Consider the following 23,697-nt stretch of genomic DNA (forward strand, 5'->3'; position numbering starts at 1 on the left):
GATGAGCGAGGAAAAGCTCACCGTTGCCGAACTGCTGGCGCGGCGGCAGAAGGAGGGAGCCCCCTCTGAACCACCGCGGCGCCGCCGTCGACGCAGCCTTGAAGAAGGCGGTGTGTCTGTTCAGGAGCTCACCGGCTCAATCCCTCGTGTAAAGGCCGACGAACCGCGACGTGGTGCTCACGCTCTTTCCAACGCAGACGACGATCAGACGACTACGAGTGATTTGCTTGCCGACGAAGCTGCGGCCAACGCCGCCGAAGAAGCGCAGGCAACCGAACCGGAGGTAGAAGCTCCGGAGCACTCGGAGGCTGTCGCTGAGCCAGTGGTAGTTGCTGAAGGGGCGGATTCGTCGGAGCATGAGGTTCAAGCTGAGGCCGAGGCTGAAGCTGCTGATCAGGAAGAAGAGGAGTCGGAATTAGCTGAGGCTGACGCCGAAGTAGCTGACGCCGAGGTCGCTGAGGCCGAAGCTGACGAGGTTGCCGAAGTTGCTGAAGAACCGGTTGCACCGGTTGCACCGGCAGCTCCGCAGCAGGAGCAAGCCGCGCAGAGCACACCAACTGCGCAGCCAGCAGCCCCTGCGGTGCCATTGGCAATTCCGATGGAACCCCGTCCGGTCATGGTCAACTCCGAGCGTTCGGAGATTACCTACACCTTCACCGAACTGCGTGACATGGCAGACGAGTCGCAGCAGCTTGGGGAGCCGGGGCCAGTCGCTCGTGCGGTACTCACCGGTTCCAACGCTTACGACGACCGTCCGACTGCCTCCATTCCGGTTGTCCAGGACAATGTCGACGAAGAGTCCGAGGCATCCGCTGAATCGGATGACGTCGACGGTGAACAATTTGCTGAGGCTGAAGCTGCTCAGGAAACCGCTACCTTCGAGGCTGCCGACGCTGACGCCGATACCGGTGCCGCTTCCAAGGCGGCAGTGGCAGCCGCTGTCGCTCCTGAAGTTGCACAGGCAGAAGACGCACAGGCCGATATCGAGCAGGCCGAGGACGCCCCCACTGAGGCTGCACAGGTCGAGACCACACCGACCCAGGCCGCAGCTGACGAGAAGCAGGCGGAGCCCCGGGACGTCGTTAAGCGTGAAGAATCCAAGAGCTCCAAGGGCAAGGCCGTCGCGCGCGATGGCTACGCCGAGGACAATTCCCTCTCGGTGCCGTTGCTGCTAATCCAGGTCTTCGTGGGTCTGATTGCTGGTGCATTGGTGTTCCTGGGCTTCACCATGGCCTGGTCGTCGCTGCCAAAGATTGTGGTTGTCATCATGGCTCTCGTGGTCCCTGGTGGCTTCGCGGGAATGGCGAACTACCTGCGCCGTGAGAAGGACAAACTGACACCGATTCTCGCAGGACTTGTCGGTTTGGCGCTGACATTTGGCCCCTGGATTCTCTTCCAGTTGTAGTGGGGTCAACAGAATAATCATCACCTGATGCAGGGGTCGGAAGCGTAGTTTTCCGGTCCCTGCATTCGCATGTGTGGGCCAGTTTTGGCACACTTAGCGTCCATGACAAGAATTGCTGTAATTGGTGGCGGAAAGATTGGTAGCGCACTCGTCGGTGGTCTCATCGACGGTGGTGTCTCGCCCTCCTCGATTTATGTGGTGGGGCGCACCAAGGAGAGCCTGGCCGGTCTGAAGGAGACCTACGGCATTGTCGATGCCGACGACCCAGTAGGGGCCGTCGACGGTGCCGACGTGGTGTTCTTGTGCGTAAAACCGTACTTGATTATCGACATGCTCGAGCAGATTGCCGACGTGCTCGATGACTCTGAGGTCGACACCATTGTGGTGTCGATGGCGGCTGGCATCACGCTGGACAAGATGGAAAGCGTCTGTGCTGTCGGTACTCCGGTGATCCGCGTCATGCCGAATACCCCGATGCTGGTGGGCAAGGGGGTCTGTGCAGTCGCGCCGGGCCGCTTTGTCACGGAGAGCCAGACCGACGAGGTTGTCGAACTGTTGAAGAAGGTCGGCAGCGTTGAGGTTGTCGATGAGTCGCTGATGTCTGCAGTCACTGCAGTCTCGGGCTCCGGTCCGGCTTACTTCTTCCAGTTCGTCGAGGCGATGACCGACGCGGGTGTGAATCTGGGCCTCAAGCGTGATCAGGCTAAGCGTCTGGCGTCGGCTACGGCTGCTGGTGCAGCCGAGATGATGATGCAGGAAGGCGCGGACCCGACTGCGTTGCGTGCCGATGTCACCTCTCCGGGCGGTACAACCGCTGCGGCCACCCGAGTTTTCGAGGAAGAAGGCATTCGTCGCGCGGTGCATCGTGCGCTGCAGGCTTGCTATGACAAGGCCAACGAGATGGGTAAATAAGCATTTCGCCGAGTAGAGGCGGGTGTACAAGTAACCCCAATATTTGGGGCATTGGAAATGGTCAGCGGCAGTAGCTAATCCGATACGCAGGGACGATGGGTTAGTCACAACTGTCACACCATTCGCCAATGCCCCTATTTTTTATCAAAAATCGCACCGGCACCTTGCCTACCGGTAGGATATGAAAAGCACGTGCGTGTCACGATTTTCTGCAGGAGGGGAAGCCTGCAGCGCGTCGCGTGCGCTGAAGGGAATATTTACTAATGCAGAATGCAGATAAAGGCACCTTTCTGACCGTTGCAGAAGTTGCTGACATCATGCGCGTATCCAAGATGACCGTCTACCGCCTGGTTCACGCTGGCGAGCTGCCGGCAGTGCGCGTTGGCCGTTCTTTCCGCGTCCATGAGTCCGCAGTCAAGGAATACCTGGACTCCTCCTTCTACAACGCGGGTTAATTTTTTCTGCCTTTAAGCGGGGCTGTTTGACCTGAACGCATATGTCCCCGCTATGATTAATCCGATTAGTACATGGTGCTGTGCTGCGCCCCTGTTTCCTATCGTCTTCAAGTCATGAAGTATCTAGCTGTGAAGGCGGAAGGAAAAAGGGCGTGACATCTCGGCGGTTGTAAGGCCGCATTGAGTACGCCGCCATTGTGCAAGAAAAGAAATTTCCGTCAACGAATAGCGAGGTCGAGCCGATGGGTTCCGTCATTAAGAAGCGTCGCAAGCGCATGTCGAAGAAGAAGCACCGCAAGATGCTTCGCCGTACCCGCGTGCAGCGTCGTAAGCTCGGCAAGTAAGCCAGCATTCCTGCCGTTATCGCAGGAGCGCGCGTGCTGCGTCGCGTACACGTTTTAAAAGCAGAACCCGCCCGGTCTCGTTGAGATAGGGCGGGTTTTGTCGTTGGGGGGGGGCTAATCACGGGCTGCCGATTACGGGCTGCAAATGTGAAACTGTAGGAGTTTATGACACTTTCAGGCCATTTTTCGAGCCATTTTTGTCATAAACGCAGTCACTAACTCTCGAGTGCGCCTAGCAGCGTTTAACTTTCCTTGTTCGCGTCCCACAGTCGCTTGCCGACGAGTCCCGCGCCCCCGACAGCTCCTGCCAGCAGTGCTCCGATCGAGAGCCACCGCATCGTGGCGAAGGTTGCGGAGCGGAAGTGACGGTAGTCGTAGACAGTCCACCCCATCTTTTGGGCGTAATTCCGCAATTTGCGGTCCGGGTTGATGGCCACGGCGGTGCCTACCATGGACAGCATGGGGATATCGTTGGCGGAATCTGAGTATGCCGTGCAGCGAGACATATCCAACCCGGAAGAGGCCGCCAGAGCTGCCACCGCGTGCTTCTTACCCGGGCCGTGGAGAATATCGCCTACCAGGCGGCCAGTGAACTTGCCATCTTTGACCTCGGCGACCGTGCCAAGGGCGCCGGTCAGTCCGATGTGCTTAGCGATAACCTGGGCCAGCTGCACCGGGGTGGCGGTGACCAGCCAGACCTCTTGGCCAGCCTGGATATGTAGTTCCGCCAGATCGCGGGTGCCCTGGTAAACGCGGTCGCTGATCTTTTCTTCAAAGATTTCTTCGCCGAGTTTGACCATTTCATTCACATCGTGGCCGGCGAAAAACTCCAATGCCTGTTCACGGGCCTTAGCTACGTCGGCAGCGTTTTCCGCGCCTGAGATTCGGAATTTCAGCTGCTTCCAAATCATGCCGGCCAAATCACGCTTCTTGATGAAGCCGCGCTCGACCAAACCCATGGCAAAGAGGAAGATTGATGCGCCTTGGACAAGCGTGTTGTCCACATCGAAGAAAGCGGCTGCGCCCTGATCGCGTTCGACACCTGGAATGGGCTGCGAGAGCACACGGGCACCGCCAGCGGCATCTTCGGCACCAGCTACACTGCGAAATCCCGTAGCCAGTTCTTCGCCGCCGACGTCGTAGACTTCGCCGAGAGCTTCCAGTGCATTGGCAGCCGCTGCAGCACCAGCTTCCTCCTGTGCTTCGTCATTGAGCGGAGCGAGAACTACCTGCTCGAGGAAGTTGCGGACGTTACCCTGCGAGGACGCAAGGTCACCCAGCATGTCGATGGGGAAGGGGGAGCGGTTGTCGGCACTGAACTCACTCACGGCACGAAAATCTCTTTCCACGGTGTATGCAACCGACATCCGTTATCGGAAGCTCTTGTTGAATAGTATCCGGTCTTTAGGCAAAGCTGCGCGCTGAGATTCAAGGAGCGGATGGGGCAAGGATAAGAAGAGTCACTTTTGCAGGGGAAGTGTGGGGAGGGGGACGTCGTAAAGCGAAACAGTCGACCTTTAGACTGGCCGTTATGGTGACTGTGACGGTGATGAGTAGGAAGACGTGCGGTTCGTGCGCCCGAGTGATTGCGCAGATTGAGCCGCTAGTTCGGGACCAAAATGCGCAGTTCCAGGTGGAAGACGTCGATACCGATCCGAACTTGGCCATGGAATTTGGCGATCGCGTGCCGGTGATTTTGGTCAATGATGAGGAAATCGCTTGCTGGGAAATCGATGATGATGAACTCCTGGAAGCGATAGCGGAGGCCGAATAAGTTCGGGAGACAACTCTGCCGAACTGCTAGGAGCTGCGGAGACATGGCAGAATGTGGAGTAGCGGCAAAGAAGTAGGGGAGTGCTGCGAACATCGAGGTAGAGACTAAGTAAAGTATGCCTTTGTTGTGACGAGATGGCAGAGTTGTCTAGCGTTAACAGTCATAGCTGTGTGAAAAAGCCCGTAGCGGGGCCTGTGAAGGAGCAATAGAGCGGTGATTGAGCGGTGAGTGTGCTTCTCGTCGGAATGTCGTACCGGTCTGCACCGGTGACCCTTCTTGAAAAGGTCTCCGTCGGTGAAACTGAGCGAGAGGCCATTTTGGCTCGGCTGGTCGCGGATGAAGCGATCAGCGAAGCGATGCTGTTGTCGACCTGTAACCGCGTTGAGTACTACGTGGTGGCCAACGGCTTCCACTCTGGCCTATCGGCCGTGGTCCGTGAAATTGTCGGTCGTACTGGGCTCGAACTCGATGAACTGACACCGCACCTCTATGTGCGGTACGCACAGGCCGCAGCGGAGCATGCCTTCTCGGTGTGTGCTGGTCTTGACTCGATGGTGCTGGGGGAACAGCAGATTATCGGTCAGCTTCGCAATGCTTACCAGGAAGCGGACGAAGCCGGCACCGTCGGTCGCATGCTGCATGACTTGGCGCAGAAGGCGCTGCACACAGGCAAGCGAGTCCACAGCGAAACACTGATTGATAATGCGGGCGCATCGATGGTCTCCGTGGCCATCGACGAGGCGATTGCTGCGCTGCATCCTGGGTTCAACTCTGGTGTTGACGTCGCTGAGGGTACCGATATTCTGGCCGGACGTTCGGCCCTTATCCTCGGCGCCGGTGCGATGAGTTCGCTGGCCGCCAGTTACCTGGGGCGCTGCGGCATTGATCGTCTGATTATTGCCAACCGCACCGTTGACCGGGCGCAGAACCTGGCTAACCACTCGATCGAAGCGGGCATCCCCGCTACTGCTATTGCGTTGCATGATTTCGCTGATGTCCTCGATGATGTGGACATTCTCGTCAGTGCCACCGGAGCCATGACTCCAGTGGTCTCAGCTGCAGATGTTGTCGACCACGGCCCGCTCGCCATCGTCGATTTGTCTATGCCTCGCGACGTCGCGGAGGATGTCTCCGGGCTTGAGGGGATCGCACTCTTCAACATCGAATTGCTGCAGATGACTCGCACGGAGGTTCCGGGTCGTGATGATGAGGCTGCAGCGCGCGACATTGTGGCCGAAGAGTTGGAGTCCTACCTCACGGCGCAGCGCGCAAGCGAGGTAGCACCGACTGTTCGCGCTCTGCGTGAGCGCGCGGCGGATGTGGCGGCGGCTGAGCTCGCTCGCCTGGAGGCGAAGACACCGGGTCTTACTCAAAAGGAACGTCGCGAGGTCGAGTCCACGGTTCGCCGCGTCGTCGATAAGCTCTTGCACGCGCCAACGGTTCAGGTCAAGAAGCTTTCTAGCCAGCAGGGTGGTGGCAACTACGCGCTTGCCCTGCAGAAGCTCTTCGACCTGCCCCTATCCACCCCCTCTGGCCTGTATGCTGACACCGATATCCCCGCAGATCTCATGGTAGAGGGCCGAATTGGGCGGATGCAGGGATTTGAGCAGTATGGTCTTGACAGTAGTGCCATCATTGAAGGCGTTGCTGAAACCACCAAAAATTAACACCCGGAGGGAAACATGCCTGACCCAGCGACTATTCGTATCGGTACCAGGGGCTCGGAACTGGCCACGACACAGGCCGGTCACGTCCGTGATGCACTGATTGAGCTGGGACAGCCTGCAGAGCTGGTGATTGTAAAGACCGCCGGTGACCATAACCGCCACGACCCGGTGGAAAAGATTGGCATCGGTGTCTTCACCCAGGCGCTGCGTCATGCACTCCGCGAGGGGGTGTGCGACATTATCGTGCACTCGTTTAAGGACCTGCCGACCCTGCCGGAAGACGACATGATGGTCGCAGCCGTGCCGGAGCGCGTCGATCCGCGAGAAGCGCTGATTTCCCGCGATGCCACGCCGCTGATGGACCTGCCTGAGGGGGCTCGTGTGGGTACCTCCGCGCCGCGTCGTGTCTCTCAGCTGCGTGCGCTGCGCTCCGATCTGGAACTTGTACCATTGCGTGGAAACATCGAAACCCGCATGGGGCGCGTCTCTGAGGACTTGGACGCTGTCATTCTGGCTCGCGCTGGGCTGGAGCGCACGGGTCGCCTCGGAGAGATTGCGGAATCCCTGGATGTGGATGTCCTCATGCCAGCCCCGGCTCAGGGCGCCCTGGCGCTGGAGTGCCGCACTGCTGACCGCGAAATTGTGGATATTCTGCGCAAGATTGACCACCCGGTGTCCCATGCCCGGGCTGTCGCTGAGCGCGCGGTACTCAATGAGCTGGAAGCGGGCTGCACCGCTCCGGTCGCGGCCTACTCAACCGTGAGCGACAGTGGTGAACTCACCCTGCAGGCGGGGGTGTTCGCACTCGACGGTTCGCGTCAGTTGCTCGAGACCGCTACCGCAAACGTGGATAAGGCCGATGAGCTTGGCCGGAAGGTTGCGGCGGCCCTGCTCGAACGGGGTGCTCATGAGGTAATGGGCGATACCCTGCGGGAATCTCAAAAGTAGCCGGTTAGTTAATTTGGCTCAAACCCTTTATGCTAATAGGCCTGTATGCATGCCGTTGGGATAAGGGTTTCCTTCGTGTGCTCGCATGTGAGATTCAGGTATCTACCTGCCCCTCACATGCGTTGGCGCATGTCCGCTTTCTTCCTTCAAGACTCATCGGCACGAAAAGTGAACAACCAATAGAAAAGAAATCACTCCGCAACGATGAACACCTCCCTCCCCTCAGCAACGGGACGCATCCTGTTCGTCGGCGCTGGTCCTGGAAATCCCGACCTGCTGACGCTTCGCGCCCGTGAGATTCTCGCAGACACCGCTATCGCCTACGTCGACGCCGATGTCATGCCGGGGGTTCGAGAGCTCGTCGCAACCGATGTGCCTGTTCCTCCCGAGCTGCTGAAGGAAGCCGAGGAAGAGTACGAGCGCATGTGCGCCGCAGCCAAGGCCAAGGGATCTCGTCGTAAGCCGCCGCGTCCGGCACCACCGACCGCCGCAGATCTGCGCACGCCTATCGACGATCCCAAGAAGATGGCAGAATTGCTCGTCGAGGAAGCCGCTAAAGGCAATGACGTGGTGCGTTTGGTGGCAGGCAATCCGCTGACCAACGATTCGCTGCTGGCCGAAATCAACGAGGTCTCGCACGCCGATGTTGAGTTCCAGATCGTCCCTGGCATGTCCGTGCCCTCCACCGTCCCGGCATTTGCCGGTATCGCGTTGGGCTCGACGTACACGGAGACCGATCTCGATCGCGCCGATGTGGACTGGGACGAGCTGGCCCAGGCACCGCAGCCGCTGGTACTGCAGGCCGTGCAGGACGACCTGTCCGCCATTGCAACTGAGCTCGGCGAACGCGGCCTGCCGTCGTCGTTGCCGGTGTCGGTGACTGTCAACGGTACGACTCGTCTGCAGCGCACCTACGACGTCACGCTGGGCACCTTGGCGCAGCTCTCGGGTGACCTGACCGGTCCGCTGGTGGTCACGCTTGGCAAGGGTGTGGACAATCGTTCGAAGTACTCATGGTGGGAAAACCGCGCTCTCTACGGATGGAAGGTGCTGGTCCCACGTGCCAAGGCGCAGGCAGGCCCGATGAGTGCCCGTCTCGTTGCGCACGGCGCCATCCCGATTGAGGTCCCGACCATCTCAATCGAGCCACCGCGCAGCCCGGCGCAGATGGAACGCGCCATCAAGGGGCTTGTCGACGGCCGTTACCAGTGGGTTGTCTTCACTTCCGTCAACGCCGTCACCGCAGTGTGGGAGAAGTTCCAGGAATTCGGCTTGGACGCGCGCTCCTTCGCTGGGGTCCGCATCGCAGCCGTCGGCCATCGCACCGCCGCTGCCATCCGCGATCTCGGCATCACTCCGGAGCTGCTTCCGGATGACACTCGTCAAAATGCCGCGGGCATTGTCGACGTGTTCCCGGAGTACATCGAGGATCTCGATCCGGTCAACCGCGTGCTGCTGCCGCGCGCCGATATCGGCACCGATGTGCTTGTCGACGGTCTGATTGACCTGGGCTGGGAAGTTGATGATGTGGTCGCTTACCGTACCGTGCGGGCAGCGCCACCGAGTGCGGATATCCGCGACATGATTAAGTCCGGTGGCTTCGACGCAGTGTGCTTCACCTCGGGGTCGACGGTGAAGAACCTGGTCGGCATCGCGGGTAAGCCGCATGCTCGCACCATCATTGCCTGCATCGGGCCGATGGCCGCAGCCACGGCTCGCGAGTACGGCCTGCGGGTAGATGTCGTGCCGGAGCGCGCAAGCATCCCGGAGCTGGTGGATGCGCTGGCAGAGCATGTTGCGCAACTGCGGGCGGCAGGGCAGCTGCCACCACCGCGCAAGAAGCGTCGTCGTTCGCGTAAAACCAAGGACTGAGCAGGGGCGTACCGGAGCGAGTTCGCGTTTTGATTAAGGTTGTCTTTATGACTACATCTGGAGCTTCTGAATCATCCCGCGAAATCGATCTCGAACAGTTTGGATTTCCTCTCCCGATTCGTCGCCCACGCAGGCTGCGCACCAACCCGGTGATGCGTGCGATGACGGCGGAGACGACACTGACTCCGAAAAATCTCATCCTGCCCATGTTTGTTGCAGATGGGATTGATGAGCCGAAGCCAATCAGCTCCCTGCCCGGGGTAGTGCAGCATACCGAGGACTCCCTGGTAGAAGCTGTGCGCGAGGCTGTTGAGGCAGGTATCTCGGCAGTTGACCTCTTCGGTGTCCCGCTGGATGCGGACAAGGACGGCGAGGGCTCTGAGTCCTGGAATCCGGAGGGCGTACTCAACCGTGCCCTGCGTCGTCTCCGCGACGAGTTCGGGAATGACATTTTGATTATGGCCGACACCTGCCTGGATGAGTTCACTGACCACGGCCACTGTGGTGTGCTGGGCAAGGACCGCTTCGGCAACACGGTCGTTGAGAATGACCGCACGCTGATTAACTACATCAAGATGGCCGTTGCGCAGGCCGACGCCGGTGCCCATATCGTGTCCCCTTCGGGCATGATGGACGGCCAGATTGCCGCAATTCGCGAGGGCTTGGATGCCGCTGGCCATGAGGATGTCTCCATCATGGCGTACTCGGCAAAGTACGCCTCCGCCTTCTACGGTCCATTCCGTGAAGCTGTGGGCAGCTCGCTGCAGGGTGATCGCCGTACCTACCAGCAGGATCCTGCAAACCGTCGTGAGTCCCTGCTTGAAGTGCAGCTCGACGTTGACGAAGGTGCGGACATGGTGATGGTCAAGCCGGCCATGAGCTACCTGGACATTCTGCGCGAGGTCGCGGATATGTCGCCGGTGCCGGTTGCCGCCTACCAGGTCTCTGGTGAGTACGCGATGATTCACGCCGCTGCCGCCAACGGGTGGATTGACCTGGATGCTGCGATGATGGAGGCAGTACTGAGCATTCGCCGTGCCGGTGCGGAGCAGATTTTGACCTACGCAGCGGTGGACTTGGCGAAGAAGCTGCGCGCCCAGTTCTAATTCGCTCGGGTGAACGTGCAGTAGCAAATATCGAGAAGTGGACGGATGACTAAAGAAGAGAAGAAGCCCGCAATTCCCGAGCAGGTCGAGGGAGCTAGGCAGGCGTGGCGGGTTACGGCCGTGTTGCAGCTGCTCGTCGCTGCGGTAGCTACGGTGACCTACTGGCTGCATCCGGAAATGCTGATGAGCCCCTCAACCGCTAAGGAGAATTTCCCGGGTTTCAGCGAGGGCCAGATTGATGCTGCCATGAAGGCGACTATCGTTATCGCGTTCTTTTTCGCAGTGGGGCTTTGCATCGCGTTCTTCGCCATTATCGAGCGAATGCGCAAGGGGAGCGAAGGTGCTCGCACCGTGCTGGTTATCGGCTCGCTTTACCTGGCACTGTCGGCGCTGATGTCCTTCTTCTCTTCTACGGCTTCAGAATCGGGAGTGCCGGCATCCCTCGTTCTTATCAGCGGAATTGTGCGAATCGCCTCGGCCACTGCCGCGGTAGCGGGTCTAGTGCTCGCCGCTTCGAAGGAATCCAAGGACTACTTCGATCATCAGCGCCCGTCGAAACCGTGGACCCCGTCCGCTCCGGAATCGCATCTGCCGAGAGCGTCGAAGCATGGCGCTGATCCAAAGCGGCAACAGCAGCTGGGCCAGTCACAGCCCAAGCAATCCAAGCAGCCTGAGGAGTCCAAGCGATGATGTCCCTGCCGAGTCGGCCCTGGCAGTGGGTGCTCTTCGTCGCGCTCATCGCCCAGATTGTCCTGAGCTTGATACTGGTCACCGGCGACTATTCGCAGGCTCCCGCCGCCGTTGGCCGCGATATCTACATCGTCGCCGGTGTGACGCTGGTCTGCTCGCTTATTGGTAGCGGCTGCTTGCCGACGGCCACTGAGTTCAAACTCTCCCGGAACTGCCTGCTCATCATGGTGATTATCACGGCTCTCGCCATGTTCTTTGCCATTATGGCTGGAGCGCTGACTGTATGGGTTATCGCGCCCAGCCTGGCGATGGCGTGTGGACTACTGTTGCTCTATCGTGAATTAGCGCTCACGCGCGCCAACCAGCCACAGGATTAGACGGAAAGTTTCAAAGGCCATGAGTGACACCGGTGAGTTTGATTTCTCTCTGGACAATCGCGTTGAACAAGCGATTGTGGATGCCAAGGTCGCTGCTCGTAAGGCATTGCCACGAAGCCGTCAGGACATCGACGAAGAAAGTGCCCATCAGCGGCTTGCACACCGCAGAGGCCAGTCCAACACAGCTTTCGCACTCATCCTGGAAAACTTGGAAAACGCCGAGAGCGCTGAGCGTGCTGAGCATGTTTTGGAATCCTTTCCAGATGTGACCGCCTCTGTGGTCTACAAGCCCGGACGCGCGTGGATTACCGCGCCCGATACCATCGATCCGAATCAGTTCATCGAAGCTCTCCGCGAAATTGGGGTCGAGTCGTACCTCACGCGCAGCACGCTTCGGCGTCGTGCAACTCGGCTGGATGTGTCACAACATCGCCGTCCCGCTGTTCCGGCTGCCGCTCAACAGAATGAGGAGGAGCGCATTCGCCGTCGTGAAGCGGCCTTGCGCCGAAGCGGCGGTGGCGCGGAAGTACTGTTCACGGCGCGTGAACTGGTGACCAAGCAACGCTTTTGGGGAAGCCTGTTCCTATCGATTCCGGTGCTGGTGACGTCGTTGAACGTCAACTGGCAGTTCCCGGGTTGGCAGTGGATGTGTCTTGTGCTGACCACGATTGTGGTGTGGTGGGGTGGTTGGCCGTTCCACCGGGCAATGGCGGCGTCCCTGCGTCGGCGGATGTCGGCGCTGGATGGGGCGAGCTCCATTGCCATCCTGCTGGCGTGGCTGTGGTCGCTAGCGCAGCTTATCTTTGGTCCCGCGGGACAGATTGGATATACCACTGCGCCCACTTGGTTTGCTTTCAACTACCGGGAAAGCGCCTCGGCAGAGGTGTTTTTCGACGTTGCGTGCGGCCTGACTGTGCTGTTGCTAACAGGTCGCATGTTTACGCGCTACAACAAGGTGCGTACTGGACAAATCTTGCGCAACCTGCGCATTCCAGCTGAGCGAAACGTGACAGTCGTGCGCAAGAGCGCTAAATCCGCGGAGCCGAAACGGGTGGAGGTGACGGTCGCGGAGCTCAATATCGGTGATGACATCGTGGTTCCACCGCACTCGGTGATTCCGGTTGATGGCTCAGTCATCGGTGGTGCGTCCACGATGGATGCGCAGCTACTCGGTATCGGCGTTGAACCGCAGAAGGTCAAGGTCAATTCCAAGGTTTGGGCCGGTGCAATCAACCTGGATTCGGAGCTCAAGGTGCGCGTGGAACGCACCGGTTTCAAGACCCGGGCGTCATCGATAGCGCGCTGGCTTCGTCAAGCGGTTCGAGAAGAAACGGTGATGCACCAGACCGCAGTGCACTCGGCATCAGAGCTGGTGCCATGGACGCTGTCGTTGGCGGGCGTGGCTTTTTGCGGCTGGTGGCTGGCGACTGGCACGATGAGCGGTGCCCTCGCGGTGGCGCTGGCTATGCTCTCGGGCATCGCGCCGGTGGCATTGGCAATGTCTACGTCGACCGTGCAGCGCATCGGGATTCTGGCCGGTGCTAGTAACGGAATCTTGATTCGTGGCAATGAGACTTTCCGAAAGCTGGCCGCTGCCGATGTGGTGATTTTTAACCGAGTTGGAACGCTGACCGAGGGTGACACCCACGTGCTCGGTGTCGCCGCTGAGCGCAATGAAAATCCGGATCTGGTTCTGCGTGTGGCGGGCGCTCTCATGATGGAGAGCAACCACCCGGCATCAGCGGCAATCGTGCGCGCGTGCCGTGTATCCCGCGACGCCGGTTCCGGCGGTGGCGAGGTGCCGCACTGGATTGAGACTGTACACGTCGCAATTGCGGAAGACGGTGCGTTCGTTGGCCAGGTAGAGATCCCGGTGAAGGACTCGGACGACAAGTTGGAGATGCGCTTTGTTGAGGGGCGTGTTTGGCGTCCGCGTGATCTCACTGCACTCAGCGAGAAAATGGCCGTGGCTGCGCTCAGTGGCGGTACTCCGATGGTGGTGTCGTGGCGTGGCAAGGTCCGTGGTGTCATCACCATTGGTGAGGACATTAAGCCCGATGCGGTCGAGAGCATTGACCAGCTTGAGGATATGGGCGTGGACACCATGATGATCACGCGAGATCCGTATCCAGTAGCCCGTCGTTTTGCTGACCGGCTGAATATCTCACGAGTATTCGCGGGCATCATTGCCTCCCGCAAGGCCATTGCGGTGCGTTCGGTCCACAGTGACGGCGAGACTGTCGTGATGGTTGGCGACAAGGACATCCGGGACTCTCTGCGTGCCGCTGACGTGGGTGTTTTGATGGACAACACCGAAGGCAATCAGAATCTTGATGTTGATTACGCCGATGTCGTGGCACTGCGTAACAACGTGTTGTCGATTCCGGAGGCCATTGAAATCGCACGTGCTGTGGTGCGGATGATGGACTCCAACATCTACTTTGCGTGGTTCTACAACGTTGCGGTCATCCTGCTGGGTATGACCGGTATGATTCACCCGCTGCTGGCATCGCTTTTGATGATTTTCTCCAGCTTGTGGATCGACTGGCGATCCCGTCGAGTGTCCTCTCGCCGCAAGCATCTATTCAGGGTGAAGCTGGGACGTTGGTAGGGCAGGGTAGCCCTTCATCCGAGTGGCCGTCTACGATGGTCACCGTGACTCAAGACATTAATGCTCCTCATGTCCCAGAAAACGTTGAGCTCACCGATCGTTCGGCAGAGTTCTTTACGCAGGCTCAGGCAGTGACGCCGGGTGGCGTGAACTCGCCGGTCCGCGCCTTCGGTTCCGTCGGTGGCACCCCACGTTTCATTGACCACGCCGCGGGCTCTCGTCTCGTGGATGTTGATGGCAACGAATATGTGGACTTGGTCTGCTCGTGGGGTCCAATGATTCTGGGCCACGCGCACCCGGCAGTGGTGGAGGCCGTTCAGAGCGCCGCCACTCGCGGTTTGTCTTTCGGCGCTCCGACGACGGCTGAGACCGACCTGGCTCGTCACATCGTTGAGCGCACGTCGGTAGATGAGGTGCGTCTGGTCAACTCCGGCACTGAGGCCACTATGTCCGCAGTACGCCTGGCTCGCGGTTTCACTGGCCGTTCCAAGATCATCAAGTTCGCCGGCTGCTACCACGGTCACGTGGACGCGCTGCTGGCATCGGCCGGTTCCGGTGTCGCTACTTTTGGTCTGCCGGATTCGCCGGGTGTCACCGGTGCATCGGCTGCCGACACCATTGTTGTTCCTTATAACGACATTGAGGCCGTCAAGGCCGCATTCGCTGAGAACCCGGGCGAGATTGCCTGTGTCATCACTGAGGCGGCAGCGGGCAACATGGGTACCGTCGCACCGCAGGACAACTTCAACGCGAAGTTGAAGGAAGTCTGCCACGCAGACGGCGCACTGCTGATTCTCGATGAGGTCATGACTGGCTTCCGCGCTTCCTACAACGGCTGGTACGGCATTGATGGTGTGGCCGGTGACCTGACCACCTTCGGCAAGGTCGTCTCCGGTGGTCTGCCGGCAGCTGCCTTCGGTGGTCGCCGCGACGTCATGGAGTACTTGGCTCCGAACGGTCCGGTGTACCAGGCAGGCACACTCTCCGGTAACCCGGTCGCTATGGCAGCTGGCCTGGCCAACCTGGAGAATGCCACGAAGGATGTCTATGACACCGTCGCAGCCAATGCAGATCGCCTGGCCACGATTCTGTCCGACGCCCTGACCAAGCAGGGCGTGGCCCACCACATTCAGCGTGCGGGCACGATGCTCTCGCCACGCTTCGCCGAGGGCGAGGGCCATAACTTTGAGCAGATGCAGGCAGCGGATACTTTCCGCTACCCGGCTTTCTTCCACGCCCTACTGGCCAATGGTGTCTACCCGCCGGCTTCTTGCTACGAGACCTGGTTCGTCTCCGCTGCGCTGACCGACGCCGACTTCGAGATTATCGAGCGTGCAGCAGCCCGCGCGGCCGAGGCGGCGGCAACCGCCAAGCCGGAGTAGGTGACACGTGCCGAACAAGACCAATTCGCAGGCAGCACAGCAGGAATCGCAGCCGACACAGCCGGAAAACCAGGCGTCTAAGCGTGCAACAAAGCACGCCAAGACCACGGTCGTACATCTCGTCCGCCACGGCGAGGTTTATAACCCGGATAAGATTCTCTACGGTCGCCTGCCCGGCTGGCACTTGTCTGAGCGCGGTCAGCGTCAGGCAGCGGCCACGGCCTCGTCCTTCGAAGGCCACGACATCCGCTACTTCGCCTGTTCCCCGCTACAGCGCACGCAGGAAACCTCACGGCCCTTCACCGAGATAATCGGCATGAAGCCGACCCTGGATGAAGATTTGCTGGAGGCTGGCAACTCCTTTGAGGGTTTGCACATCAAGGGCATTGACTCCGCACTGTGGAATCCGAAGTACTGGCCACGGCTGCGTCGTCCGAGCGTGCCCAGTTGGGGCGAGCCCTACGAGGAGATCGCGGACCGTATGTTCCACGCCATCGAGCGAGCCCGCGAGGCCGCCGAAGGAGCGGAAGCGGTGCTGGTGACGCACCAGCTGTGCATCATTGCAGCTCAGCGTCGTGCGCGGTACTTGAAGCTCGCCCACAACCCGGCAACTAGGCAGTGCGATCTGGCCAGCGTGACCTCCTTGGTCTTCGTCGGCGACACCATTGTCGACGTGCGCTACAGTGAACCGGCCGGTCACCTGTAAGGTGAATAAATAGTTTTGTTGAAGTTTCACTGACCCCCGGAAGGTGGCACCCCAAGTGGCCAAGGTCTCATCGTCCCGAATTGCAGCAACGCTAGCGGCAGCAACTCTGTCTCTGTCGCTCGCAGCATGTAACCCCGGAGATTCAGTGGGACACGATGCCGTTGCCGTCGGCGGTCAGTTCGAGTTTGTTTCTCCAGGGGGTCAGCAGATCATTGACTACGCACCCGAGGAGCGCAAACCGGTCGGCAAGGTGTTCGGTCCTTCTCTAGAGGACGACGACAAGAAAATCTCCCTCGATGACTTCAAGGACCAGATTGTGGTCCTAAACGCCTGGGGGCAGTGGTGCGCACCGTGCCGATCCGAATCGGATGACCTGCAGTATGTCCAGGAACAGATGGAAGAGCAAGGTATCGGCACCGTTCTCGGCATCAACGTCCGCGACAATGTCCGCCAGGCTCCCATCGACTTTGTGAAGGACAACGGCATCACCTACCCGTCCATCTATGACCCGGCCTTCGTCAACGCCAGCGCACTCGGCGGCATCCCGGCTTCGGTGATTCCGACAACCATCATTCTGGACAAGCAGCACCGCCCGGCCAAGGTCTTCCTCCGCGAGGTCGATCACACGATGCTGATGAAGGCTGTCGATGAAGTGAAGGCGGAGGGCTAGGCCCCGGCATGGGAACTTTTGCCATGGACACGATCTATTTTGCCGATGGCATCGGCCAGCAGTTCGCCGACGTCGCCACCGGCGGTCCCATTGTGTTGGGGCTGCTCGCTGCTGCGCTGGCTGGTCTCGTCTCGTTTGCCAGCCCGTGCGTCATTCCGCTCGTGCCCGGTTACGTCTCGTATCTCACCGGTATTTCCGGAGCATCGGGGGCGCAGGGCCAGGGCTTGACGACGGGCACTGCGGACGCAACCGCCGTCGATAAGCGTGACGGCGATGGAGGGCGTGGCAAGCGTTCCGCAACTGCCCGCGTCGGCCTGGCTGCGTTGCTGTTCGTGCTGGGCTTCACTGTCATTTTCGTGCTGGGGTCGGCCTCAATTTTCGGGCTCGTGTCCACGCTGCGTCTGCAGGCGCGCACGCTGACGATTGTCGGTGGCGTGGTGACCATCGTGATGGGACTCGCCTTCATGGGCATGGTGCCGGCGCTGCAGAAGGACACCCGCATGGCGCCGAAGCGCTGGACCACGTGGCTGGGAGCGCCACTGCTTGGCGCGGTGTTCGCGCTGGGGTGGACGCCGTGTCTGGGCCCGACGCTGACTGCAATTATTTCGGTGTCCGCGGGCACGCAGGGTATGACCGCGGCCAGGGGAGTGGCGCTGATTATCGCTTACTGCCTGGGGCTGGGGCTGCCGTTCATTTTGGTGGCGCTGGGGTCGGCACGCGCGATGCGTGGAGTGGACTTCCTGCGTAAGCACTCGCGAACTATTCAGCTCATCGGTGGTGTGGCGCTGGTGCTGGTCGGAATTGCCCTGGTCACGGGACTGTGGGATGTTTTTGTTGCCTGGGTTCAGGCCGCTTTTATTACTGATACGGTAACGCCAATTTAGTGAAAGATTTTTCGATGTCGGTGAATTGGAATAAGGTACGACAGCCCTTCCAGCAGGTCTGGAACTGGTTGACCAGCATGCGCACAGCGCTGATTCTGCTGTTCATCCTCGCTTTCGCAGCGGTTCCGGGCGCCCTGTTGCCACAGCGCTCGCTGAATAAGGACAAGGTCGACCAGTATCTAGCCGCCAACGGCAAGACCGCCGAGATCATGGATAAGCTGCAGCTTTTCGATGTCTTCTCGTCCGTCTGGTTCGTCGCCATCGTGGCATTGCTGCTGATTTCCCTGGTTGGCTGCATTATTCCGCGCACCATCGACCACTACAAGGCCATGAAGACGCCACCGGCCAAGGCGCCGAAACGGTTGGCGCGTCTTCCGCTTCACGACGAAGCCGTGGTCGATGCCTCTGCGGATGAAGTTTCTAAGCGGGTGCGTGAGCGCCTGAACAAGTGGGCGTTGACCGAGACTCCAGCAGATGAAGATCGCGCTGGGGCACGATCCTTTTCCGCGGAGAAGGGATACCTGCGTGAGTTTGGCAACCTGGTGTTCCACCTGGGCATTGCGCTGCTGATTATCATCGTCGGCTTGGGCCGCATGATCTATTACGAGGGTCAGGTCATTTTGCTGACCAACACCGGCACCGAGATTTCTGACGACAACGTCAATAGCGCGGTGGGCGTTCCGTTCTGTAACACCGCTGCTGCGAACTATGACTCGCTGCGTGCTGGCAACACCTTCGACGGTACAACTCTGAACCCGTTCTGTATTCAGGTCGATGACTTCTTCGCCGATTACCTGCCGAACGGTCAGGCCAAGATGTTTACCTCTCATATCCGATTCGCAGAAGAAGAGGATATGCGCAAGCCGGTCGATGAGTGGGAAAAGACCACGCTGCAGGTCAACCATCCGCTGCGCGTCGCCGGTGACCGTGTGTACCTGCAGGGGCACGGCTTTGCCCCGGCCTTTAAGGTGACCTGGCCGAATGGCGAGTCGCGTACGTCGATTGTCCAGTTCCGTCCGGATGATCCGACCTTCTTCCTGTCCTCTGGTGCGCTGCGCTTCGACCCACCAGCAGGCATGTACCCGGACTTGTTCGAGCGCCGCCAGAACCAGATTGCAATCGAGGGACTGTTCGCTCCGACCGCGGAGTTTACTGGTGAAAAGGGTGCTCTGCTGCAGTCCTCTTACCCGGCGATGCAAGACCCGGCCGTGGCTGTCGACATCTACCGCGGCGACGCGGGCTTGGACACCGGTCGTTCGCAGGGGCTGTTTTCCCTCGACCGCGATCTGATGCACTCGGGTCAGCTGGCTAAGGAAGCCCGCGTCAACCTCAAGCAGGGCGAATCCACCGAGCTTGCCGACGGCACCAAGATTGAATTCCTCGGTGCGAAGGAATTCGTCAACTTGCAGGTTTCGCACGATCCCACGCAGTTCTGGGTGCTGGTGGCAACTGTGGCCGCACTGGCGGGCATGGTTCTTTCGTTGGGCATTAAGCGCCGACGTGTTTGGGTGCGCATGTTCCCGCTGGAAGATGGCCGCACTCGCGTTGAGTTCGGTGGCCTTGCCCGCACCGACAAGGCAGGTTGGGGCGAGGAGTTCCAGTACATCGTAGATGACATCCTGGAACGTGACAGTGATGACGAGGATGCTGCTGACAACAATGCTGCGACCGACGAGAGCGCGGACGACAAGGACAAAAGCTAACTGACCACTAAGTCTGGTCCATCATTACTGCAGGGTGAATGCGCGGGGGCGAGAATTGCGCCTCCGCGCATTTTTGCGTCCCCCGTGTCCCCGGTCCCCTTTTGCTTAGTCCTGCTTTAGTACTAGGGTTTGAAGAAGTATTCCGCTAATTCCACACTTTGGAGCCAAGTACATGCTCGTCAATAAGACACTGGCGCAGTTTTCGGACTGGTCGTACTTCACGGCCTTCGCCTTTTATCTTGTGGCCTTTGTTATTTCCATTGCCTACTACAGTCGTCGTATCGCGGCCGCTGAAGCGAAAAGCCAGGTTGCGGAACGCGAGCTGGTAGCCGCCGGTGCGGGTGAGGGAGCTACCACCGCTAGTGTTGCTGACTCTGGGGAGTCGGCGACGAAGTCGTCGGCAAGCGAGCCTAAGAACCAGGTGCTGACGAACCGACTCGGCGTTGTGACGGAAATGCTGATTTACGTCGGGGTGGCCGTGCACTTTGCATCGGTGCTGCTGCGTGGCCTGGCCGTGCAGCGTTTCCCGTGGGGCAACCTCTACGAGTACGTATCAGTTTCAATCCTCTTTGCTATGGCAATTGCAGCTGGCGTACTGCATCGTGAAACCATGCGTGTGTTCTGGCCGTGGCTGTTGGCTCCGATTCTGGCGCTGATGTTTTACGGTGGTAAGAACCTATATGTTGAGGCTGCTCCGGTGGTGCCGGCACTGCAGTCGATTTGGATTCCGGTTCACGTCTCGATTATTTCTATCGGGTGCAGTATCGCACTGATTTCCGGTGTTGCCTCGATTCTCTACATGCTGCGGATGTACAACCGCGAGGGCAAGGAAAAGGGCTTCCTGGGCAAACTGGTCGCGCCGCTGCCGGATGCTCAAAAGCTGGATGCGATTGCTTACCGCACCGCTATTTGGTCCTTCCCACTGTTCGGTCTGGGCATTGTGCTGGGCGCTATCTGGGCCGAGTCCGCATGGGGTCGTTACTGGGGCTGGGACCCGAAGGAGACCACGGCGCTGATTACCTGGATTATCTACGCCCTGTACCTGCACGCTCGCGCGACTTCGGGTTGGCGTAATACCAAGGCCGCGTGGATCAACATCTTCGGTTTTGCCACCATGGTGTTCAACCTCTTCTTCATCAACCAGGTGGTTTCGGGCCTGCACTCCTACGCTGGTCTGAACTAAGTCTTCACACTTGTACAAAGCCGGCATCGCCGGGTGAACTAGAATCGCTTCCATGCGCGTTCTCGTCACCGGTGGTGCCGGCTTTATTGGTTCCAACTTCGTTCTCCGCACTCTGGCTACACGGCCCGATGTGAATGTCACGGTGCTGGACGCTTTCACCTATGCCGCGAACCCTGCGAGCTTGGATGGCGCGGACTGTGAAATCATCCGCGGCGATGTTCGTGACGCGGAGCTGATCGATCGCCTCGTGCCCCGCTTCGACGTGGTCGTCCACTTCGCCGCAGAGAGCCATAACGACAATTCGCTGGTGGATGCCGATCCCTTCGTCACCACTAATGTCATGGGCACCGTGAATCTGGCCAAGGCTTGCGCCACCCACGACGTCCGCCTTCACCACATCTCCACCGACGAGGTCTTCGGCGATCTCGCTCTCGACGATCCAGCACGCTTTACGACGGCCACCGCGTACAAACCCTCCAGCCCCTACTCGGCCTCCAAGGCTTCAGCGGATCACTTTGTCCGGGCGTGGGTGCGCAGCTTCGGGTTGGTTGCGACGATTAGTAACTGCTCGAACAACTACGGGCCGAGGCAGCATCCGGAGAAGCTGATTCCCCGCCAGATCTGTGGTCTGTTGCGCGGTCGTAGCCCTCGCGTGTACGGCACTGGCGAGAATGTTCGGGACTGGATTCACGTCGATGACCACAACGACGCGGTCTGGGCAATCTTGGATTCTGGCGAGGTGGGGGAGACCTACCTGATTGGTGCCGATGGCGAGCGTTCCAACCTCGACGTGGTCGGAGACATCCTGGAGGGCTTCGGTCGTGAGCGGTCCGACTGTGTCCATGTCACTGACCGCCCGGGGCATGACCGTCGTTATGCGATTGACCCCGCATCCATCCGCAGCCTTGGCTGGCAGCCGCGCTACCAAGACTTTTCCGCGGGGCTCGCCGAGACCATCGACTGGTATCGCGCCAACGAGTCCTGGTGGGCGGCGGCCTACGATGCCGCTGAGGCTGGCTACGCGGAGCGCGAGCAGGAGTTGTAGTTCGCTGCTGGGGCATGCCTAGCGAACCCTCAACGCACACTCAGTGCACACTCAACGCGTGCCACAGCCTCAGCCCGGGCGCCCCGTCTACACTTGTTACCCATGAGCCCTAAGAGCACATTCCAGCCCACTTCTATCGACGGCGTTTTCACCTTCGAACCGGTCATCCACGGCGACAGCCGCGGTAGTTTCCACGAGTGGTATCGCCTCGACGCATTCGCCGAGGCCACGGGCTACCCGTTCTTCCCGGAGCAGGCCAACATGAGTGTCTCCGCCGCAGGCGTTGTCCGTGGCCTGCACTTCGCTGACGTCAGCACCGCGCCAGATGGCCACCCCGGCCAGGCGAAGCTGGTTACTTGTCCCGCGGGCCACATCCTCGACATTGCGGTTGACCTGCGTCGCGGCTCCGATACCTTCGGCAAGGTCGAGGTTTTCGAGCTCGACAGCAAGACCCGCCGAGTGGTCTATCTGCCCAACGGCATCGGACATGGCTTCGTCTCGCTTGCCGACGACTCTGTGCTCACTTACCTCACTTCCACCGGTTACAACCCGGAGGCAGAGCGTGCTGTTAGCATCCAGGACCCGACTCTCGGAATTGACCTGGCTGCGCTGCTGGCCAAGGGTGGTCTCACCGACGCGGACATGATTCTCTCCGAGCGCGATCAGAAGGCTCCGACTATCGAGCAGTTCGAGGCCGAGGGCAATAAGCTCCCCAGTGAGTTTGACTGCAAGGATCTTGAGAACATGGCTCGCGACGAGTGGGCAATCGCCAACGAAGCGGCCGGGCAGTAAGGCAGAAAGGCGCGAGCACTATGAAGGGCATCATCCTCGCAGGTGGTACGGGCTCTCGGCTGTTTCCCATCACACTTGGCGTAAGCAAGCAGCTGGTTCCCGTCTATGACAAGCCGATGATCTACTACCCGCTGAGCACGCTGATGCTAGCGGGAATCAGGGACATCCTCGTCATCACCACGCCACATGATGCCCCGCAGTTTGAACGCTTGCTTGGCGACGGCTCGCAGTGGGGCCTCACCCTCACCTTTGCCACCCAAGACGAGCCCCGTGGTCTCGCTGAAGCGTTCATCATCGGTGCGGACCACATCGGCGATGACTCCGTTGCCCTCATCCTCGGCGACAACATCTTTTACGGTGCTGGCTTGGGCACGCAGCTGCGCCGCTTCCATAACGTCGATGGCGGAGCGATCTTCGCCTACTGGGTCGCAGATCCCACAGCCTATGGAGTCGTGGACTTCGACCAAAGCGGCAAAGCCGTGGCGATCCAGGAGAAACCGAAGAAACCACGCAGCCATTTCGCGGTGCCTGGTTTGTACTTCTATGATGCCGAGGTTGTTGAGATAGCTCGCTCGCTGCAACCGTCGTCACGCGGCGAATTGGAAATCACGGATGTTAACCGCGCCTACTTGGAGCGCGGGAAACTGCAGGTAGAGGTGCTGCCGCGCGGCACGGCATGGCTGGACACGGGCACGGTGGACAATCTGATGGCCGCGGGTGATTTCGTGCGCACGATTGAGCAGCGGCAGGGGCTAAAGATTGGCTCGCCGGAAGAGGTGGCGTGGCGCATGGGATTCATTGACGATGCTGCGCTTAGCGCGCGTGCCGACGCCCTCAGCGCCAGTGGCTACGGGGAATATCTACAGCAGTTGTTGCTGCGTGGCAAGGACGTTTAGTCAGTTTCGCCGGGATTATCGGGGTTGTCGTCCTGCTCCCGTTCGCGCCGCTCCTGCAGCTCCTGCTCACGTTTACGGCGATCGAATTCGGCCTTCTTGAGCTTCCAGAGAAACTCCGGATCATCGTCGGGAGCGAGCGGACGGGGTTCCGGTTGCGGAGCGGAAATACGTCGCATGCCGTTGCCGCGACTGCCGGGGCCAAATGCCTTCCACAGCATGACTACGACAAGGATGATGAACAGCAGCAGAATGAGCCGACCCATGTAATAGCTAAC

23 protein-coding genes are annotated in these 23,697 nt (G+C 59.7%); 21 read left to right on the forward strand and 2 right to left on the reverse strand.

Annotated features, from left to right (window positions below; translation table 11 throughout):
- Position 1: 1 nt before the first annotated feature.
- The 4 genes from QP977_RS03725 (at position 2) to QP977_RS03740 (ending at position 3,116) form a co-directional block, all read left to right on the forward strand.
- Positions 2-1,405, forward strand: a complete 1,404-nt coding sequence (locus QP977_RS03725; RefSeq protein ID WP_284847150.1) for an Rv0497 family membrane protein — start codon at positions 2-4, stop codon at positions 1,403-1,405.
- 102 nt (positions 1,406-1,507) lie between these two features.
- A complete protein-coding gene (gene proC, locus QP977_RS03730; protein ID WP_016421983.1) occupies positions 1,508-2,317 on the forward strand; it encodes a pyrroline-5-carboxylate reductase in 810 nt (269 codons plus the stop codon).
- A 263-nt stretch (positions 2,318-2,580) separates the two neighbouring features.
- Positions 2,581-2,772 carry a helix-turn-helix domain-containing protein gene (locus tag QP977_RS03735; protein WP_005509751.1) on the forward strand — a complete coding sequence of 64 codons (192 nt, stop codon included), beginning with the start codon at positions 2,581-2,583 and terminating at the stop codon, positions 2,770-2,772.
- Between the two features lie 242 nt (positions 2,773-3,014).
- Positions 3,015-3,116, forward strand: a complete 102-nt coding sequence (locus QP977_RS03740) for a 30S ribosomal protein bS22 (RefSeq protein ID WP_003855542.1) — start codon at positions 3,015-3,017, stop codon at positions 3,114-3,116.
- 242 nt (positions 3,117-3,358) lie between these two features.
- Here QP977_RS03740 and QP977_RS03745 read toward each other — a convergent pair whose 3' ends face one another.
- Positions 3,359-4,483 (reverse strand): HAD family hydrolase, encoded by a 1,125-nt coding sequence (locus QP977_RS03745; protein WP_088611899.1) that lies wholly within the window; start codon positions 4,481-4,483, stop codon positions 3,359-3,361.
- A gap of 164 nt (positions 4,484-4,647) precedes the next feature.
- Here QP977_RS03745 and QP977_RS03750 point away from each other — a divergent pair, with 164 nt between their 5' ends.
- The 17 genes from QP977_RS03750 (at position 4,648) to rfbA (ending at position 23,422) form a co-directional block, all read left to right on the forward strand.
- The gene (locus QP977_RS03750) at positions 4,648-4,890 is read left to right on the forward strand and encodes a glutaredoxin family protein (RefSeq protein WP_016421985.1); all 243 of its coding nucleotides are present in this window, start codon (positions 4,648-4,650) and stop codon (positions 4,888-4,890) included.
- A 224-nt stretch (positions 4,891-5,114) separates the two neighbouring features.
- Complete coding sequence (locus QP977_RS03755; RefSeq protein WP_042388369.1) at positions 5,115-6,557, forward strand: glutamyl-tRNA reductase; 1,443 nt, start codon at positions 5,115-5,117, stop codon at positions 6,555-6,557.
- 15 nt (positions 6,558-6,572) lie between these two features.
- The gene (gene hemC, locus QP977_RS03760) at positions 6,573-7,505 is read left to right on the forward strand and encodes a hydroxymethylbilane synthase (protein WP_049190547.1); all 933 of its coding nucleotides are present in this window, start codon (positions 6,573-6,575) and stop codon (positions 7,503-7,505) included.
- Positions 7,506-7,709: 204 nt separating this feature from the next.
- Positions 7,710-9,377: a bifunctional uroporphyrinogen-III C-methyltransferase/uroporphyrinogen-III synthase gene (locus QP977_RS03765; protein WP_070546360.1), complete on the forward strand. Its 1,668-nt coding sequence runs from the start codon at positions 7,710-7,712 to the stop codon at positions 9,375-9,377.
- 47 nt (positions 9,378-9,424) lie between these two features.
- Positions 9,425-10,483, forward strand: coding sequence for a porphobilinogen synthase (gene hemB, locus QP977_RS03770; protein WP_049172406.1), 1,059 nt, complete (start codon positions 9,425-9,427; stop codon positions 10,481-10,483).
- A 45-nt stretch (positions 10,484-10,528) separates the two neighbouring features.
- Positions 10,529-11,173 (forward strand): hypothetical protein, encoded by a 645-nt coding sequence (locus QP977_RS03775; protein WP_016421990.1) that lies wholly within the window; start codon positions 10,529-10,531, stop codon positions 11,171-11,173.
- The gene (locus QP977_RS03780; RefSeq protein ID WP_016421991.1) at positions 11,170-11,550 is read left to right on the forward strand and encodes a hypothetical protein; all 381 of its coding nucleotides are present in this window, start codon (positions 11,170-11,172) and stop codon (positions 11,548-11,550) included. The genes QP977_RS03775 and QP977_RS03780 overlap by 4 nt, the downstream gene beginning before the upstream one ends.
- 19 nt (positions 11,551-11,569) lie before the next feature.
- Complete coding sequence (locus QP977_RS03785; RefSeq protein WP_016421992.1) at positions 11,570-14,161, forward strand: heavy metal translocating P-type ATPase; 2,592 nt, start codon at positions 11,570-11,572, stop codon at positions 14,159-14,161.
- Positions 14,162-14,196: 35 nt separating this feature from the next.
- A complete protein-coding gene (gene hemL, locus QP977_RS03790) occupies positions 14,197-15,543 on the forward strand; it encodes a glutamate-1-semialdehyde 2,1-aminomutase (RefSeq protein ID WP_049190552.1) in 1,347 nt (448 codons plus the stop codon).
- A gap of 7 nt (positions 15,544-15,550) precedes the next feature.
- On the forward strand, positions 15,551-16,249 hold the full coding sequence (locus QP977_RS03795) for a histidine phosphatase family protein (protein ID WP_076772585.1): 699 nt from the start codon (positions 15,551-15,553) through the stop codon (positions 16,247-16,249).
- Between the two features lie 55 nt (positions 16,250-16,304).
- Positions 16,305-16,919 (forward strand): TlpA disulfide reductase family protein, encoded by a 615-nt coding sequence (locus QP977_RS03800; protein ID WP_284847151.1) that lies wholly within the window; start codon positions 16,305-16,307, stop codon positions 16,917-16,919.
- A gap of 23 nt (positions 16,920-16,942) precedes the next feature.
- Entirely contained in the window at positions 16,943-17,803 is an 861-nt protein-coding gene (locus QP977_RS03805) for a cytochrome c biogenesis CcdA family protein (RefSeq protein WP_284847152.1), read from the forward strand.
- A 14-nt stretch (positions 17,804-17,817) separates the two neighbouring features.
- Positions 17,818-19,506: a cytochrome c biogenesis protein ResB gene (gene resB / locus QP977_RS03810; protein ID WP_016421997.1), complete on the forward strand. Its 1,689-nt coding sequence runs from the start codon at positions 17,818-17,820 to the stop codon at positions 19,504-19,506.
- 172 nt (positions 19,507-19,678) lie between these two features.
- A complete protein-coding gene (gene ccsB, locus QP977_RS03815) occupies positions 19,679-20,689 on the forward strand; it encodes a c-type cytochrome biogenesis protein CcsB (protein ID WP_016421998.1) in 1,011 nt (336 codons plus the stop codon).
- 52 nt (positions 20,690-20,741) lie between these two features.
- Positions 20,742-21,734, forward strand: a complete 993-nt coding sequence (gene rfbB, locus QP977_RS03820; protein WP_187406671.1) for a dTDP-glucose 4,6-dehydratase — start codon at positions 20,742-20,744, stop codon at positions 21,732-21,734.
- Positions 21,735-21,836: 102 nt separating this feature from the next.
- Positions 21,837-22,526, forward strand: coding sequence for a dTDP-4-dehydrorhamnose 3,5-epimerase family protein (locus QP977_RS03825; RefSeq protein WP_016422000.1), 690 nt, complete (start codon positions 21,837-21,839; stop codon positions 22,524-22,526).
- A gap of 20 nt (positions 22,527-22,546) precedes the next feature.
- Complete coding sequence (rfbA, locus tag QP977_RS03830) at positions 22,547-23,422, forward strand: glucose-1-phosphate thymidylyltransferase RfbA (RefSeq protein ID WP_016422001.1); 876 nt, start codon at positions 22,547-22,549, stop codon at positions 23,420-23,422.
- Here the strand turns inward: rfbA and QP977_RS03835 are convergent.
- Entirely contained in the window at positions 23,419-23,685 is a 267-nt protein-coding gene (locus tag QP977_RS03835) for a hypothetical protein (RefSeq protein ID WP_016422002.1), read from the reverse strand. The two genes, rfbA and QP977_RS03835, sit on opposite strands and share 4 nt — an antisense overlap.
- Positions 23,686-23,697: the final 12 nt, after the last annotated feature.

It is taken from the genome of Corynebacterium sp. MSK012 (assembly GCF_030232435.1).
GTDB lineage: Bacteria > Actinomycetota > Actinomycetes > Mycobacteriales > Mycobacteriaceae > Corynebacterium > Corynebacterium jeikeium_D.

Excerpts from the sequence above, each read along its gene's own strand:
- QP977_RS03725 (WP_284847150.1), top strand. The coding sequence starts at position 2 with ATGAGCGAGGAAAAGCTCACCGTTGCCGAACTGCTGGCGCGGCGGCAG.
- proC (WP_016421983.1), top strand. The coding sequence starts at position 1,508 with ATGACAAGAATTGCTGTAATTGGTGGCGGAAAGATTGGTAGCGCACTC.
- QP977_RS03735 (WP_005509751.1), top strand. The coding sequence starts at position 2,581 with ATGCAGAATGCAGATAAAGGCACCTTTCTGACCGTTGCAGAAGTTGCT.
- QP977_RS03740 (WP_003855542.1), top strand. The coding sequence starts at position 3,015 with ATGGGTTCCGTCATTAAGAAGCGTCGCAAGCGCATGTCGAAGAAGAAG.
- QP977_RS03745 (WP_088611899.1), bottom strand. The coding sequence starts at position 4,483 with ATGTCGGTTGCATACACCGTGGAAAGAGATTTTCGTGCCGTGAGTGAG.
- QP977_RS03750 (WP_016421985.1), top strand. The coding sequence starts at position 4,648 with ATGGTGACTGTGACGGTGATGAGTAGGAAGACGTGCGGTTCGTGCGCC.
- hemC (WP_049190547.1), top strand. The coding sequence starts at position 6,573 with ATGCCTGACCCAGCGACTATTCGTATCGGTACCAGGGGCTCGGAACTG.
- QP977_RS03765 (WP_070546360.1), top strand. The coding sequence starts at position 7,710 with ATGAACACCTCCCTCCCCTCAGCAACGGGACGCATCCTGTTCGTCGGC.
- hemB (WP_049172406.1), top strand. The coding sequence starts at position 9,425 with ATGACTACATCTGGAGCTTCTGAATCATCCCGCGAAATCGATCTCGAA.
- QP977_RS03775 (WP_016421990.1), top strand. The coding sequence starts at position 10,529 with ATGACTAAAGAAGAGAAGAAGCCCGCAATTCCCGAGCAGGTCGAGGGA.
- QP977_RS03780 (WP_016421991.1), top strand. The coding sequence starts at position 11,170 with ATGATGTCCCTGCCGAGTCGGCCCTGGCAGTGGGTGCTCTTCGTCGCG.
- QP977_RS03785 (WP_016421992.1), top strand. The coding sequence starts at position 11,570 with ATGAGTGACACCGGTGAGTTTGATTTCTCTCTGGACAATCGCGTTGAA.
- hemL (WP_049190552.1), top strand. The coding sequence starts at position 14,197 with ATGGTCACCGTGACTCAAGACATTAATGCTCCTCATGTCCCAGAAAAC.
- QP977_RS03805 (WP_284847152.1), top strand. The coding sequence starts at position 16,943 with ATGGACACGATCTATTTTGCCGATGGCATCGGCCAGCAGTTCGCCGAC.
- resB (WP_016421997.1), top strand. The coding sequence starts at position 17,818 with ATGTCGGTGAATTGGAATAAGGTACGACAGCCCTTCCAGCAGGTCTGG.
- ccsB (WP_016421998.1), top strand. The coding sequence starts at position 19,679 with ATGCTCGTCAATAAGACACTGGCGCAGTTTTCGGACTGGTCGTACTTC.
- rfbB (WP_187406671.1), top strand. The coding sequence starts at position 20,742 with ATGCGCGTTCTCGTCACCGGTGGTGCCGGCTTTATTGGTTCCAACTTC.
- QP977_RS03825 (WP_016422000.1), top strand. The coding sequence starts at position 21,837 with ATGAGCCCTAAGAGCACATTCCAGCCCACTTCTATCGACGGCGTTTTC.
- rfbA (WP_016422001.1), top strand. The coding sequence starts at position 22,547 with ATGAAGGGCATCATCCTCGCAGGTGGTACGGGCTCTCGGCTGTTTCCC.
- QP977_RS03835 (WP_016422002.1), bottom strand. The coding sequence starts at position 23,685 with ATGGGTCGGCTCATTCTGCTGCTGTTCATCATCCTTGTCGTAGTCATG.